This is a genomic window from Kosakonia sp. BYX6 (assembly GCF_038449125.1).
Classification (GTDB): domain Bacteria; phylum Pseudomonadota; class Gammaproteobacteria; order Enterobacterales; family Enterobacteriaceae; genus Kosakonia; species Kosakonia calanthes.
In genome coordinates, this window is the sequence record NZ_CP151800.1 from 51,152 (window position 1) to 67,609 (window position 16,458).

The window sequence follows — 16,458 nt, forward strand, 5'->3', positions numbered from 1 at the left end:
GATGGATACTGCCAAACCGGTTCGTTTCTCACAGCGCGCGCTTAGCTGGTTGATTATTGGCCTGCTGGCCTGGCAACCTGTGGCGCCGTCCTTTGCGGCGGCCATCACGCCAAACGGCCCGGCGGCTATGGACAAGGCCGCCAACGGTGTGCCGGTGGTCAATATTGCCACGCCCAACGCGGCGGGGATTTCCCATAACCAGTTCAAAGACTACAACGTCGGCAAAGAGGGGCTGATCCTCAATAACGCCACCGGCCAGCTCACGCAAACGCAGCTTGGCGGGCTTATTCAGAACAACCCGAACCTGCGCGCCGGGCAGGAAGCGCGCGGCATTATCAACGAAGTCACCGGCGGCAGCCGCTCGCAGTTACAGGGCTACACCGAAGTGGGCGGTAAAGCGGCGAACGTGATGGTCGCTAACCCTTATGGCATCACCTGTAATGGCTGTGGGTTTATCAACACGCCCAATGCCACGCTGACCACCGGTAAACCGCAGTTCGACGCCAACGGCAATCTCTCTGCGCTGAATGTCACCCAAGGCGCGATCACCGTTGAAGGTAAAGGCCTGGACGCCAGCGGCAGTGATGCGCTGTCGCTGATTTCCCGCGCCACCGAAGTGAATGCGGCGATTCATGCCAAAGCGTTAACCGTCATTGCCGGGGCGAACCGGGTGGATGCCAATGGCAACGCCACGGCGATCGCTGGCGAAGGCGCGGCACCTTCTGTCGCGGTCGATACCGGCGCGCTCGGCGGGATGTACGCCAACCGCATTCGGCTGGTCTCCAGCGATAAAGGGGTTGGTGTCAACCTCGGCAATCTGACCGCGCGCCAGGGCGATATTACGCTGGATGCCAACGGCAAAATGACCGTTAAAGACAGCCTTGCCAGCGGTTCGCTGACGGCGAAAGGCGAAGGCGTCACACTCACTGGTAGCCACAAGGCGGGCGGCGATCTTGCCGTAACCAGTACCCAGGATGTCGCCGTGCAAAACGCGACACTCGCCAGCGACGGGAAGCTGACGCTAAACGGCGCGGGCAACACCCGGCTTACCGCCAGCCAATTGACCAGCGGTGGCGAGCTGGCGCTCAGTGGAAAACAGCTTAGCGCTGATGCGCCCAGCAAAGTCAACGCGGCGGGAAATGCCACGCTGGATGCGCAATCTGTCACATGGCGGGGGGAGTTGGCTTCCGACGGCGATAGCCGGGTGACGGCAGACACTCTGGATAACCAGGGAACCATAGCGGCAAAAGGCCAGCTCGCCGCCAGCACGTCTACGCTGAATAACAGCGGTACGCTGATTGCGGGTGCGAATGCCCATATTACAGGCGGGCGGCTGGATAACCGTGGAACTATCGCGGCACAGGATCAGCTTACCGCCAATTTTTCCACGCTGAATAACAGCGGCAGGTTGCAGGGACAGGCACTCAACATTACCAGTGGCGCAGTGCAGAACAACGGTTTATTGCAGGGCACTCGCGCGCTGAACCTGCAAACCAGGCAACTGGATAACCTCGCCAACGGCACGCTCTACTCCGCACAGGGCTTCACCCTCAACATTCCCGAACTCAACAACAGCGGCCTTATCACTACTGACGGCGACCTCTACCTGCGCGGCAACGCCCTGGTCAACGACGGTGAAATCAACGGCGTAAACCTGTTCAGCGATTACACCCGCCTGGTCAACCACAGCGCTGGGCGGCTGCTGGCGGATGGGCAACTGGCCTTCACCGCTGACCACATCACCAACGACGGCCTTCTGGCGGCGAAAACCGTCAACATGACGGCGAATACGCTGAATAATCAGGGCAACGTGCAGGGTGACGACGCGCTCACGCTGGCGATAAAAAACGCCACCAACAGCGGCGCATTACGCAGCACGAAAGCGCTGACATTAACCGGCCAGACGCTGGCTAACAGCGGCTTGCTGGCAGCGGAAAACCTCGCACTCAACAGTGCGGATATCACCAACAGCGGTACGTTGCAGGGCACTCATGCGCTTGGGGCGACGGGCACGCGACTGATCAACCAGCAAGGCGGCCTGCTGCTGAGCAACGGCGCGGTCACGCTTAAAAACGACACATTGACCAATGCCGGGCAGCTACAGGGCAACACGCTGAACCTGGCGACCGGCGAGTGGATCAATACCGGCACGGCGTTAGGTGAAAACGCCTTAAGCGCTACGGTTGGCGGCACGCTGAGTAACCAGGGCAAACTGATTAGCCAGCAGGCGCTGACGGTACAGGCCAACGCACTAGAAAACAGCGGCACGCTGATGGCGAAAGCGCTCGCGCTGCAGGGCGATTTACGCAACAGCGGCTTGTTGCAGGGTGATACGCTCACCGCCAGTGCCGACGACTGGCACAACAGCGGCACGGTGCAGGCGGTAGATTCCCTGAACCTGACGCTTGGCGGCACGCTGGAAAACCAAGGACATCTGCTGAGCCAGAATCGGGCGGATGTCAGCGCAGCCCAGCTTAACAACGACGGCAAACTGGCCGCCAGAGATTTGCGCGTCACGGCGGCGGAGATCGCCAGCAACGGCATTTTGCAGGGCAATAACAGCCTGGCGCTGGCCACGCAAAACCTGCGTAACGGTAGCAACGGGCAACTGGTCAGCGGCGGGGCGCTGGATCTGCATCTCAATCGGCTGGAAAACCAGGGGCTGCTGTACGTCGAAAACGGCCTGACTCTGACCGGAAATACCCTTTCCAACAGCGGCGATCTGGAAGCCGGGGCGCTGGAAATCACGCTGAATGATGCGCTGGAAAACCAGGGCGCCTTACTCGCGCATCAGAACGCTATCCTGTACGGCGATCGGCTGACGAACAGCGGGCAGATTGCCGCGAACACCCTGACGCTTAACGGTAAAACGCTCACCAACAGCGGGCTAATTCAGGGAACGCAGCAGGCGCAGGCCAGCGCGGACAGCATCACCAACACGGCGGCGGGCAACTGGGTTTCTGGTGGCGCGCTGACATTGACAGGCAACCTGACCAACGCCGGAACCTTGCAGGGCGACACCTTGTCGTTCACCGGCGCAACGCTGGACAACCAGGGTGTTATCAATGGCCTTAACGGCCTGAGCGGCAGTGTTAGCGACTGGCTGAGCAATGGCGGGCAACTGGCCAGCGGCAAAGCCACAGATCTGCGGGCAGGCAATCTAACCAACAGCGGGCGCATCGCGGGCGATACGCTGGCGCTTAACGCCAACGCACTGACGAACAACGGGTTATGGCAGGGCACGCGCGAACTCACGCTCAACGGCGACACGCTCATTACCGGGGCGAACTCGCGCACACTGAGCGGCGGTGATTTCACCCTGAGCGCCGGGCAACTCACCACGCAAGGCACGCTTCAGGGCGGTCGCGTCACTGTTCAGGCAGGTGACTGGACACTGGGCGGCGCGCTGCTGAGCCAGGGCGATTTAACCGCAACGGTGGGCGACACGCTGACCTTGCCCGGCTCGCTCACCAGCCAGCAGGCAATGAATATCCGTGCGCAGACGCTGAATAACAACGGGCAGTTGCTGAGCGCCGGGGATATCACCCTGAGCGGGCAGCAACTCACCAATAACGGCACCGTGCAGGGAAAAAACCTGGCGGCGTACCAAGGCGCCATCACCAATAACGGCACGCTGACCGGGCTGGAAAGCCTGACGCTGGATGCCCGCCAGTTACCGGCTAACTTGCTGGCGCGTGTGGCGATGGCGACACCGCAGCTTCAGCTTATCAACGGTGAAAATGGGGCATTGCTGACGCAGGGCGCGCTGGATATTACCGCCGGAACGGTTCGTAACGCGGGTGTCTGGCAGGGCAATAACATTCTGTTGGCGGCGCAGTCTCTGGATAACAGCGGCGCGGTGCAAAGCGCCGGGGCGCTGAACCTCACGTTAACGGGAAATCTCAATTCAACGGCAGGCAGCAAAATCACCGCTATGGGCACGGCGGCCTTGCAGGCGCTCGCATTGAGCAACGACGGGCTGTGGGCAGCGAAAAACCTGACGCTGAACGCCTCAACGCTGACCAACCGCGGCGCAGTCAGCGGCAGCGACGGGCTGACCGCCACGCTAACCGGCAATGTCACTCAGCAGGCCGGCGCTTCACTTGCCAGCAATGGCGCGCTGAACCTTAACGCCGCAACGGTGAGTAACCAGGGCAAAATTCAGGGCGGTGATGTCACGCTCACCACGGTTTCGCTGACCAACACGGCCGGTGCGGAACTGGTGAGCGCGCAGGGGCTGACGCTCACTGCGCCGTCACTGTTCAACTACGGCCTGATTCAGGGCGCAGGGGAAACCCGCATCGACGCCACGTCTCAGGCGCTCAATGCGGGCAAGCTGCTCGCTGGCGCGCGTCTGACGTTGACCACGCCGCAGTACAGCGGCGCAGGCTGGTTACAGGCCACCAACCTGATCCTCAATGCGGCGAACAATACCGGCAGCGGGACGTTGCTCGCCGACCAGATGACGCTCACCGGCAACACGTTCACCCATCAGGGCACCACGCAGGCGAATAACCTGGTGCTCAATTACCAGCAACTCACCAATAACGGCACGTTGCTCGGCAACAGCCAGTTGACGGTCAATGCGACACAGGTGAATCAGTCCGCCAGCGGCAAGCTGTTCAGCGGCGGCGACCTGTTTGTTGGATCAAATGGCCTGAATGCGTTGGGCCAGGTGGTGGCGCTGGGCAACCTGACGCTGCAATTGACGAATGCGTTCAGCGGGAAAACCACCCTGGCGGCAGGCAAAACGCTGAGTATCACCAGCAATGGCGCGATTGATAACCAAAGCGTGATGCAGGGCCAGGCGGTGAACCTGAGCGCGGGCGGTCAACTGACCAATAACGGGCAGATCACCACTGGCAGCGGCGCCAGCACCCTGAGCGGCAGCGCGATTGTGCTCAATGGCAACAGTGCGTTGCAGGGTGGCGGCAATATCACCCTTGCCAGCCGGGGGAATATTACAGCGAACGGCTTTGCCGGCACCCTCGGCAGCCTGACGCTGAGCGCGCCGGGCAGTATCGTTAACACTGCGCTGCTTTACGCGGCCAACAACCTGGCGCTGTATGCCAACAGCATCACCAACCAGCGCGGCGACATGCTGGCGGGCAATAATCTGTGGCTGCAACGCGACGCGGCGGGTAACGCCAACACCGAAGTGGTGAACACCTCCGGCACGATTGAGACGCGCAACGGCGATATCACCATTAAAACCGGGCATCTGCTGAACCAGCGGGATGGATTCGTCGTTACGACGAATCAAAAAACAAATGTTGCTACCCCGGAAGCAACTATTACTTATCGACTGTCATCGTTCGATAAAAGCGAAGTCGGGTATTACACCTATGAGGTTTGTTCTGGTGGCGGAGGAAACGCGAATGGACATGGCCCGACTTGCAGTGATCGCTATTTCATCTCCCCTGTTCCTGACTTAAGTGTAAAAACTATTACGATCAGCGAAACAGAAACGACAGCTTCAGCCTCTGGTGGTGCTGCGAGAATCGCAGCTAATGGGAATATTTCTATTTCAGCCAGTGAGTTAGATAACGTTACTAGTTTTATCCTGGCAGAGAAAAACATCACTCTTGCGGGTAATCAATTAAACAATAACTCTGTGCAAACCGGAAAAACGACGGTCACGCAGAATTACAAGTATGAATGCTCCCGATATGGGACATGCATGACAGAATCCAACCTACCTGAAGACATGAACCTCGCGCATTTCATGTATGTTCACAACATTAGGGACGGGGATGTCGTTTTTAAGCTGGATAGCGCCCAAACAACTACCCAAGTAAATGGTGAGCTCTATCGCGCTGTTATCCAGGCCGGTGGTAATGTCAGTGCCAGTTTTAAATCTAATATCAGTAACGCGACAACAACCTCAAATGTTAGCGGGATCAGTACCACCCTCACCGCCCCTTCATTAAATACTCTGAGCAACCAGAGTATCGGCGGTAGCGTGGCAAAACAGGCGCTGGCGAACGCGTCAGTCACGATTACTTCGCCGCAGTGGCAGGATCAGTTACAGAACGCATTGCAGCAGATCAATGGCGGCGGTTCGCTGGATAACACCAGCACATCCGGCGCGGCGCTGAGCACGATCAACGGCCAGCAAAAAGGCGATGCCAGCCTTGGAAACCTGGCAAACGCGGGCGTCACCACTGCGGCGCTGAAAAACAACAATATCGACCAACAGCAGGGTAAATCTGTCGATACCAGCGCGTATCCGCTGCCTTCAGGAAATAACGGCTATTTTGTGGTTTCAGATAACCCGAAAAGCCCGTACCTGATTACCGTCAACCCGAAGCTTGACGGCCTGGGCCAGCTTGACCCGAACCTGTTTGGCGATCTGAATAAACTGCTCGGCATCAGCCCGGCTGCCGCGCCGCGCGAAACCAACAGCGCTTATACCGACGAAACGCAGTTCCTCGGCTCTTCTTACATGCTCGATCGCATCAAGCTCAACCCGGATTACGATTACCGTTTCCTGGGCGATGCGGCATTCGACACCCGTTACGTCAGCAACGTGGTGATGAACCAGACCGGCAACCGCTACCTGAACGGCATCGGCTCTGATCTTGCGCAGATGCAATACCTGATGGATAACGCCGCGAACGCGCAGCAAGCGCTGGGCCTGCAATTCGGCGTTGCCCTTTCCGCCGATCAAATCGCCGCGCTCGACCACAGCATCCTGTGGTGGGAAAGTGCGACGATCAACGGCGAAACGGTGCTGATCCCCAAAGTCTACCTGTCGCCAAAAGATGTCACCGTCAATAACGGCAGCGTGATCGCCGGGAACAACGTCAGCCTTGATGGCGGCAGTGTAACCAACAGCGGCAGCACCTTGCTGGCGAAAAACGATCTCAGCGTCAGCAGCGCGTCGCAAATTATCAACACCAACGATGCCCTGCTAAAAGCGGGCGGCAATGTCGATCTCAGCGCCGTTGGCGATATCAACAACCTCAGCTCCACCATCAGCGGCAAAACGGTGGCGCTGGAAAGCCTCGACGGCAGCATCAATAACATCACGCTGGCTGACCAGTATTCGCTGGAGACGCAGAGCAAACGCGGTTCGGTGAGCCTGCAGGACACCACGCTTGGCAGCATTGCCAGCATTACCGCGCAGGATGGGCTTTCGCTCACAGCCGGAAAAGATATCACCCTCACCGGCTCGACGCTGGCAGCGGGCGGCGATCTGCTAATGGACGCCAGCGGCAATATCGCCGTTAACGCCATTGAGAATAACGACGCGTACAGCCAGTCGGGCTTTAAACGCCAGACCGCGACCAGCAATGCCAGTGTGACTTATCAGGGCAGCGCCATCAGTGCAGGCGGTGGCTTGGCGATGCTGGCGGGTAACGATCTGACGCTCAGCGCCAGCGATGTGAGCGCGGGCAAAAACGCGCAGCTTTCTGCCGGTAATGATCTCAACCTGAACGCAGAACAAACCCGGCAGAACAGCCGCAACGGCAACAGTGAAAGCCACAGCACGGGGCTGGATCGCACCACCGTCAGCGCGGGCGGCAACCTGACGCTAACGGCAGGCCAGGACATCAATACGCAGGCCGCCGGGCTGGCGGCAGAGCAGCAGGTGGGCATGCAGGCAGGCCGCGATGTGAATCTGCTGGCTGAAGAGACCACCACTGGCGACAGCTATAAGGCCAGCAAAAAAACGGTGATTAACGAGCAGGTGCGCCAGCAGGGCACGGAGATTGCCAGCGGCGCGGGCACGACCATTATCGCCGGGCGCGATATGAACGCCGAAGCGGCGCAGGTCAATGCGCAGGGCGATATTGGCGTGCAGGCCGGGCGGGATATCAACCTGACGACCGCCACCGAGAGCGATTACCACTTTAAAGAAGAGACCAAAACCAAAAGTGGTTTTCTGAGTAAAACGAAAACGCACACTCTTTCCGAGCAGAGCGCGACGCGCGAGTCCGGAACGTTGCTGAGCGGCGATAACGTCACCCTGAAATCCGGCAACGACCTGCTGGTGAAAGGCTCGGCGGTGGTGGGCGACGGCGATGTGGCGCTGAACGCCGGGCATAACGTCAGCATCGAAGCGGCCACCAACACCGACTCCAGTTGGCAGTTCAAAGAGAAGAAAAAAAGCGGCCTGATGAGCTCCGGCGGTATCGGCTTTTCCATCGGCACCAGCAAAACTACCCAGGACCTGAAAGAGAAAGGCACCACCCAGAGCCAGAGTATGAGCACCGTTGGCAGCAACGGCGGCAATGTCACCCTCACGGCGAGCGAGCAACTGCATGTCGGCGGCGCGGATCTGGTGGCGAACAAAGATCTCACGCTAAGCGGCGACAGCGTGGTTATCGAGCCGGGCCACGATAAACGCACCAGCGACCAGACCTTTGAGCAGAAGAGCAGCGGCCTGACCGTGGCGCTCTCCGGTGCGGTTGGGGATGTGGTGAATACCGCCGCCACAACGGCAATGGAAGCAAAAGCGCAGAGCGACGGGCGGCTCGCCGCGTTGCAGGCCACCAAAGCCGTGCTGTCAGGTGTTCAGGCCGGGCAGGCGGGCCGCCTGGCGGAGGCCACGAGTGGCGGCGATATGACCCGGAACGGCGCCTTCGGCGTGATGGCCTCCATTGGCGGGCAGTCGTCCAAATCCACCTCACATTCGGAGCAGGACACCACCACCGGCAGCACGCTCAATGCGGGCAGTAACCTCAGCATTACCGCCACCGGCAAAGGCCAGACGGCGAACAGCGGCGATATCGCAATTGCCGGCAGCCAGCTGAAAGCCGGGAAAGATCTCACCCTGGACGCAGCGCGGGATATCACCCTGACCGGCGCGGCCGATACGCAGCAAACCACCGGCAGCAACTCCAGCAAGGGCGGTTCGCTTGGCGTTGGCATCACCGCCGGGCCAAATGGCGCCGGGTTCAGCGTCTCTGCCAGCGTTAACTCAGCGAAAGGCGGTGAGAAAGGTAACGGCACCTCCTGGAATGAGACCACGCTGGACGCCGGGCAGAACGTCAGCCTGACCAGCGGGCGCGACACGCTGTTGCAGGGCGCGCAGGTTAATGGCGACAAAGTGACGGCGGATGTCGGGCGTGACCTGACATTAAGCAGTCTGCAGGACAGCGACGATTACAACAGCAGGCAGCAGAGTGCGAGCGGCGGGCTGAGTTACACCTTTGGCGGCGGCGGAGCGGGTGCCAGCTTCAGCTACAGCCGCGACAAAATGAACAGCAACTACGATTCCGTGCAGGAGCAGACCGGCATCTTCGCCGGAACGGGCGGCTTTGACGTGACGGTCGGCAGCCATACGCAACTGGACGGCGCGGTGATTGCCAGCCGGGCGGATGCCGACAAAAACCGGCTCGACACCGGTACGCTCGGTTTCACGGACATCAGCAATAAAGCGGATTACAAGGTAGAGCACCAGGGCGCAGGGTTCAGCACCGGCGGCAGCGTCGCCGGCAATGTGATTGGCAATATGGCGAGTACCCTGCTGACGGGGCTTGGCGGCAGCGGTCACGCCGAAGGCACCACGCAGTCCGCCGTGGCCGACGGCACGATTATTGTGCGCGACAGCGCGACCCAGCAGCAGGACGTCGGCACGCTCAGCCGCGACACCGAACACGCCAACGGCAGCATCGACCCGATCTTCAACAAGGAAAAAGAGCAACAACGCCTGCAGACCGCGCAACTGATTGGCGAGATTGGCAACCAGGTGGCGGATATTGCGCGCACGCAAGGGAAAATCGCCAGAGAGAAGGCGATGAAAGACCCTGCGGCACTGAAAGCGGCGAAAGAGACACTGGCAGGACTTGGCAAGCTTGCACCAACGGATAAGGAGATTGCCGAACAGGCGGGCAGAACCGCAGAAGCACAGTATGGAACAGGAAGTGCACTTCAGCGTGGCATCGCCGCTGCAACAACGGCGGTGCAGGCGCTGTCAGGCGGTGATTTTAAATCTGCGCTTGCAGGGGCGGCGGCACCGGAAATCGCCTATCTCATCGGGCAGAACGTCAAGGATGACGCCGCAAAAGTGATTGCTCATGCGGTGGTCAACGCCGCGCTGGCGGCAGCTACCGGGAAGAACGCTGTGGCAGCGGCTGCCGGTGCGGCAACCGGTGAGATTACGGGCAAACTAGCGCTCGAGCTGTACGACAAACAAGTCGGAGACCTAAGCGAGGAGCAAAAACAGACGGTGAGCGTCTTGGCGACACTGGCATCGGGACTTGCTGGTGGTCTGGTGGGTGACAGTGGTGCGAATGCTGTAGCAGGTGCGCAGGCCGGGAAGAATGTGGCTGAGAATAACTCGCTTGCTCATGTCCTCGCAGCTGCTGAAAAACAGAAGCCGGGAACTATAGACAATTTCATTGAGGCTAGAAAAGCGGCATGTGAGCGATCTCCAGATATGTGTCAAAAGGCTGGAGCAGTCTTGATTGCTGGAACAGAATTTTTGCCGATAGGGGGAACAATTCTGAGTCTTGCAGAGGCTGAATCTGCTCTTGATTACCTAAATGTTGCTGCCTCAATGATTCCTGGCGAGAAAATTGTATCGGGCATCCTAAAAAACGCTGAAAAAGCAATAGCTAAAGGAGATGTTGCTGAGGCGTCAAGCCTTATCAAGAAAGCCAGTGATGAAATCTCAGCAAAAACACCTACTGGTTCAAAAGGTAATCCGCTAAACGTTATTGATGGTTCGAATAAACCAATGACTATTAACAATCGTGATTATTCAAGCCATTCCTTAGATCGTATGCAACGTCAAGGCATTACACCAACCGTAGTAGAAAATACAATTCGACCTGAAAATGCGGTGGCAGGAAAAAGAATAGGTACAACAGCTTATTACGATAGCAAAAATAATATCACTATAATCACAGATACCAAAAGCGGAACTGTGGTTACTGTTGATTATGGGAAAATTAAACAATGAGTTCACTTTCTGATATGACCCTAAATGAATATGATCAACGTCAGCTTTCTTTGATGGAAGAAATGTTGTGCTCATATTCGTCGGGTAAGATAACGCTTAAACAATTGATTGATAACCTAGAAGGATTGCTGTTTTTTTTGCAATCCGTTGATGTTGAATGGAAAAATGATTTTCATGAGCATTGGTTTGTTTTAGAGCAGGTCTATGCAGTTGCATTATTTAGAAATGAAAGCATTGATCCTGACGATCCGGATATACAAGAGTCGTTAAAGCAATTGAGAAGATTATTAAAATATTAATTTCATGGCCCGATTAGTGAGGCTGGATTGTAATTATTAACCATCACCGGGATATTGACTGTGCTGTTAAGCGTTCCCGGAAAAGTCTTGATCCGCGGGCTAATCTCTTTCTTGTTGACGATCTCACCCTGGACGCAGCGCGGGATATCACCCTGACCGGCGCGGCCGATACGCAGCAAACCACCGGCAGCAACTCCAGCAAGGGCGGTTCGCTTGGGGTTGGCATCACCGCCGGGCCAAATGGCGCCGGGTTCAGCGTCTCTGCCAGCGTTAACTCAGCGAAAGGCGGTGAGAAAGGTAACGGCACCTCCTGGAATGAGACCACGCTGGACGCCGGGCAGAACGTCAGTCTGACCAGCGGGCGCGACACGCTGTTGCAGGGCGCGCAGGTTAACGGCGGGAAAGTGACGGCGGATGTCGGGCGTGACCTGACATTAAGCAGTCTGCAGGACAGCGACGATTACAACAGCAGGCAGCAGAGCGCGAGTGGCGGGCTGAGTTACACCTTCGGCGGCGGCGGAGCAGGTGCCAGCTTCAGCTACAGCCGCGACAAAATGAACAGCAACTACGATTCCGTGCAGGAGCAGACCGGCATTTTCGCCGGAACAGGCGGCTTTGACGTAACGGTCGGCAGCCATACGCAACTGGACGGCGCGGTGATTGCCAGCCGGGCGGATGCCGGAAAAAACCGGCTCGACACCGGTACGCTCGGCTTCACGGACATCAGCAATAAAGCGGATTACAAAGTCGAGCACCAGGGCGCAGGGTTCAGCACCGGCGGCAGCGTCGCCGGCAATGTGATTGGCAATATGGCGAGTACCCTGCTGACGGGGCTTGGCGGCAGCGGTCACGCCGAAGGCACCACGCAGTCCGCCGTGGCCGACGGCACGATTATTGTGCGCGACAGCGCGAACCAGCAGCAGGACATCGGCACGCTCAGCCGCGACACCGAACACGCCAACGGCAGCATCGACCCGATCTTCAACAAGGAAAAAGAGCAACAACGCCTGCAGACCGCGCAGCTGATTGGCGAGATTGGCAATCAGGTGGCGGATATTGCGCGCACGGACGCGAAGATCACGGCAACGGAAAAAGCCAGAGCGCACATGGAAACCGCGACGGCAAAAGACCGCGCAGATGCCATCAGCCAGCTGAAAAAAGAGGGGAAAGCGGTCACAGATGAGGCCATCAGTGACCAGATGTATCAGACCTTCTATAACGCTGAATTTGAGAAAACGAAACAGGGGACGGGCGGAAGTGTTCAGCGAGCCATCACGGCTGCAACCGCCGCCGCGCAGGCACTGGCGGGCGGCGATATCAAATCCGCCATTGCCGGTGGCGCAGCGCCTTACCTGGCGAATGAAATTGCCCGGCTGATACCGGAGACTGACCCGACCGGGCGCATTCTGGCGCATGCCGCCATCAATGCCGCGCTGGCGGCCGCCAGCGGAAAAGATGCGGCTTCGGCAGCGGCGGGAGCCGCAACGGGTGAGCTGGCGGGCATGATTGCTGCCGATGCATACCATAAAAACGTCAGCGAACTGAGCGAGGAAGAAAAACAGACCGTATCCGCGCTGGCAACCCTGGCGTCCGGGCTGGCGGGTGGTCTGGTGGGGAACAGCGGCGCGAATGCGGTCGCTGCGGCGCAGGCCGGGAAAACCACGGTGGAGAATAATGTACTGAGCGTGATAGCGGCGGAAGCAGCGGCTAATACGGCAGCAGCAGTGGCTGGAGCAGCTGGAAATGCCAGCAAAGGTACTGTAAATGGTGATGACTGGGATGCCGGTGGTGGCTGCGAAGGCAGCCGTGAGCAGTGCGCCGTGCGTGACGGAACTCGTGGGCCGGGTCATGTAATGAATGGTAATGGTTCGGAAGAGAACGACCAGCCTAATATTGCCAAAGATCTGACTGCTGACGAGAAAGCTGAGCTGGGTGGTACTGGCTCGGGAACGGGTACGCCTCCTCCACCAGAAAATGATCCCAGGCAGCAAAATGGGAAGCCTGTAGAAAAACTTAATCAGAAGCAAGAAAGTGCTATCAAAAAGATTGATAACACTATAAAAAATGCTCTGAAAGATCATGATATAACTGGAACTATCAAGGATATGGATGGTAATCCAATTCCCAAAGAGAATGGGGGGTATTGGGATCACATGCAGGAAATGCAAAATACTCTCAGAGGGTTGAGAAATCATGCGGATACGTTGAAAAATGTGAATAACCCTGAAGCACAGGCTGCATATGGCAGGGCAACCGATGCCATTAATAAAATAGAATCAGCTTTAAAAGGACATGGAATATGATGACCTTTCGTAAATTGATAGGAAATATCAATGTAACGAAGGAACCAAGCCAGCAATCTTCGCTTGAACAATGGTTCGAACGTATCATTGATATACCTATCGAAGAATTGACAGTGGAAGATCTTTGTCGTGCTATTCGCCAGGAATTATGCATTGCTCAGCTTATGCCAAGAGTGTTGGAAGTTATGATTGATGATCCATTGGCTGGAGAATATTACGATGGAGAACTAATAGCCGCCTTGTCGACGATAAAAGAAAGTGATCTGAAGGATCAGAGAAATACTTTTATCCAAATTCAGCAGGTTATAAATCAACTGTCGTCTTCAGATGTTAATGATGATCTAAAAAAAGACATATTAAAAATCAATCAGATAGTCTCATGATAAATTTCGGTCATTGAGCCAGGGTTTTTACTTTACCGGTCAGGACTTGCCCCGCTTCAGGCAGTCATAGCGGGCTACTTCCGCCGGATAACCGGAATATCGGCGGTATAGTTCAGCGCCCCCGGAAAGTCCTTGATCCACTGGTTCATCTTCTTTTTGCTGAAATAGGTGACGCTTAACCCTTCTGCGCAGCCCCACAGCTCGCGGCTGTTTTGGGTGGTGATAACGATACAGTCGGGCATCACCCTGATCTTAATCGCCATACCCGGCGTAAAGCCCGCCTGCGAAATCCATGCGCCCTGTAGCGGCAGATAGTCATACCAGACCACGCTGGACGCCGGGCAAACGTCAGCCTGACCAGCGGTCGCGACACTGTTGCAGGGCGCGCAGGTTAATGGCGACAAAGTGACGGCGGATGTCGGGCGTGACCTGACATTAAGCAGTCTGCAGGACAGCGACGATTACAACAGCAGGCAGCAGAGTGCGAGTGGCGGGCTGAGTTACACCTTCGGCGGCGGCGGAGCGGGTGCCAGCTTCAGCTACAGCCGCGACAAAATGAACAGCAACTACGATTCCGTGCAGGAGCAGACCGGCATCTTCGCCGGAATATTATCGGCGCTTCTTTGGCTGGCCTTAGCGACGCGCAGGCGACAAATATCCTCAATCCACCACCGCAGCGCGGGTTGTAAGCCGCTTTGCCAAAATCAATCATTGCTTAGCTGTAACTTTGCTAAGGATTTATCGCTATAAGCCATACATTTTCGTTGTTAGACAGGGTGGGACGCGGCTCTTATCTTTCGTCATGATTTGTAAATTTCACGCAATCATTTGATGAGGGAGCAATTTTGGCCAGGTTACTGAATCGCTTAACAACAACACCCACGCATTTCACCCTTGCTCTGAAAATTGCTCTGCTCAGCAGCGTAGTCGCTTTTTCGGGTGCCGCTTTCGCCGATGAACCCCTAAAAGAGGGCATTACGCCCGCGACGGACGCCAGCCAAGTCCCGGCGGCGGCGAAGCTGCGTAAAGACACGGTGGTGGCGGGTATTTCTGAACCGCAGGGGATTTTTAACCCCTACTTCTTCGTCAATGGTTGGGATGAAAACGTCACCAACGTCATCTTCTCGCGCCTGATTGACTGGGACAGCCACGGCAAGCTGGTGCCGGGCCTGGCGGAAAGCTGGACGGTCAGCCCGGACAACAAAGTCTATACCATCAAGCTGCGCCCCAATTTGACCTTCAGCGACGGCTCGCCGCTCACCGCCGAAGATGTCGCTTTCACTCTAACCGTGCTGTACGACCCGAAATATGACGGCGATACCGATATCACCCTCGCCAATATCGCGGGCGGTGCGGAATACAAAGCCGGAAAAGCCGACAGCGTCAGCGGCCTGAAAGTGATCGACCCGCTGACCCTGCAAGTCACCACTACCCAACCGGGCGCGACCACGCTGTCTAAAATCGGCGGGCCGGTACTCTCCAAAGCGTATTACGGCAAAGATTACCAGCGCGGGAACCTTGATTATCTGCGCACGCTGCACGGCAAGCCGCTCGGTAACGGGCCGTATGTCTACGAAAAATACATTCCCGGCCAGGAAATCCGTTTCCACGCCAACACCCATTTTTATCGTGGTACCCCGCCCACACCGCGCTTTATTTACCGCGTGACCAACCCCTCGACCAACTTCCAATTATTCCAGACTGGCGAAACAGATTATGACGCCTTCACCTCGCGCCCGGATGATATCGAACAACTGAAATTGCTCGGCTTCGCCAACATCAATCTGTATGGCTCCAGCGACTACAGCCAAGTGGAGTTCAACGTGCGCCGCCCGGCCTTGCAAGACGTGAAAGTGCGCCAGGCGCTGATTTACGGCCTCGATCGCCAGAAACTGATTGATGTGGTGTATCAGGGCTACGGCAAAGTGGCGATTGAGCCGATTGCGCCGATCTCCTGGGCGTATAACGCCGACGGCGTGAACCCGTACAAATTCGACCCTACACAGGCGAAGAGATTGCTGGATGAAGCAGGCTGGAAACCGGGGCCGGACGGCATCCGCGTGAAAGACGGTAAACGGCTGGAACTGACGCTGCTGGCAAGCAAAAAAGTGCTCAATGACGCATTAATCCCGATTGCCAAAGAGAACTGGCAACAGATTGGCGTGCTGCTAAAACCGCAAGTTGTCGACTTCAACGCGCTGATGGCGCAGCGCAAATCGGGCAATTATGACCTCGCGTCTTTCAGCACCAGCACGCTGAACGATCCGCATGATGGCGTGTGGGATTTTTACAGTACGGAAGCGAAAGAGTCCGGCTATAACAATCCACAGGTCGACAAGCTGATTAACGACGGCAATGCGGTGCTGGATATCGAAAAACGCAAACCGATTTATCACCAACTCTACACCGTGTTGGCGGAGGATCCGCCGGTAATTTTCCTCGGTTATCGCCAGATTTTGTCGGCGAGCAGCGCCCGCGTCACCGGCTTTAAGCCGGATATTTACAACGGGCTGACCGGCAGCCTGCCGAATGTGAAAATCGTTAAGTAACACCGTTATAAC

Annotated in this window: 5 protein-coding genes and 2 pseudogenes; 6 read left to right on the forward strand and 1 reads right to left on the reverse strand. The window is 57.0% G+C overall.

The features are described from left to right. The first annotated feature begins 1 nt into the window (after position 1). The 4 genes and pseudogenes from AAEY27_RS00245 (at position 2) to AAEY27_RS00260 (ending at position 13,897) form a co-directional block, all read left to right on the forward strand. Positions 2-10,912, forward strand: a complete 10,911-nt coding sequence (locus tag AAEY27_RS00245; protein WP_342322975.1) for a hemagglutinin repeat-containing protein — start codon at positions 2-4, stop codon at positions 10,910-10,912. Further along, positions 10,909-11,211 carry a hypothetical protein gene (locus tag AAEY27_RS00250; RefSeq protein WP_342322976.1) on the forward strand — a complete coding sequence of 101 codons (303 nt, stop codon included), beginning with the start codon at positions 10,909-10,911 and terminating at the stop codon, positions 11,209-11,211. Before AAEY27_RS00245 ends, AAEY27_RS00250 begins: the two co-directional genes overlap by 4 nt. Positions 11,212-11,330: 119 nt before the next feature. Beyond that, positions 11,331-13,514, forward strand: a pseudogene (locus tag AAEY27_RS00255) (hemagglutinin repeat-containing protein); the annotation flags it as partial. Next, positions 13,511-13,897, forward strand: coding sequence for a contact-dependent growth inhibition system immunity protein (locus AAEY27_RS00260; RefSeq protein ID WP_342322977.1), 387 nt, complete (start codon positions 13,511-13,513; stop codon positions 13,895-13,897). The pseudogene AAEY27_RS00255 and the gene AAEY27_RS00260, both read left to right, overlap by 4 nt. A gap of 74 nt (positions 13,898-13,971) precedes the next feature. On the opposite strand, the gene AAEY27_RS00265 is transcribed toward AAEY27_RS00260, so the two are convergent. Beyond that, positions 13,972-14,226 (reverse strand): SymE family type I addiction module toxin, encoded by a 255-nt coding sequence (locus tag AAEY27_RS00265; protein WP_425294649.1) that lies wholly within the window; start codon positions 14,224-14,226, stop codon positions 13,972-13,974. On the opposite strand from AAEY27_RS00265, the pseudogene AAEY27_RS22370 reads away from it, so the two are divergent. Both AAEY27_RS22370 and AAEY27_RS00275 read left to right on the forward strand, forming a co-directional pair. Continuing rightward, a pseudogene (locus tag AAEY27_RS22370) lies at positions 14,219-14,503 on the forward strand (hemagglutinin repeat-containing protein); the annotation flags it as partial. The gene AAEY27_RS00265 and the pseudogene AAEY27_RS22370 sit on opposite strands and share 8 nt — an antisense overlap. 239 nt (positions 14,504-14,742) lie before the next feature. Beyond that, complete coding sequence (locus AAEY27_RS00275) at positions 14,743-16,446, forward strand: ABC transporter substrate-binding protein (protein ID WP_342322979.1); 1,704 nt, start codon at positions 14,743-14,745, stop codon at positions 16,444-16,446. The last annotated feature ends 12 nt before the right edge of the window (positions 16,447-16,458 follow it).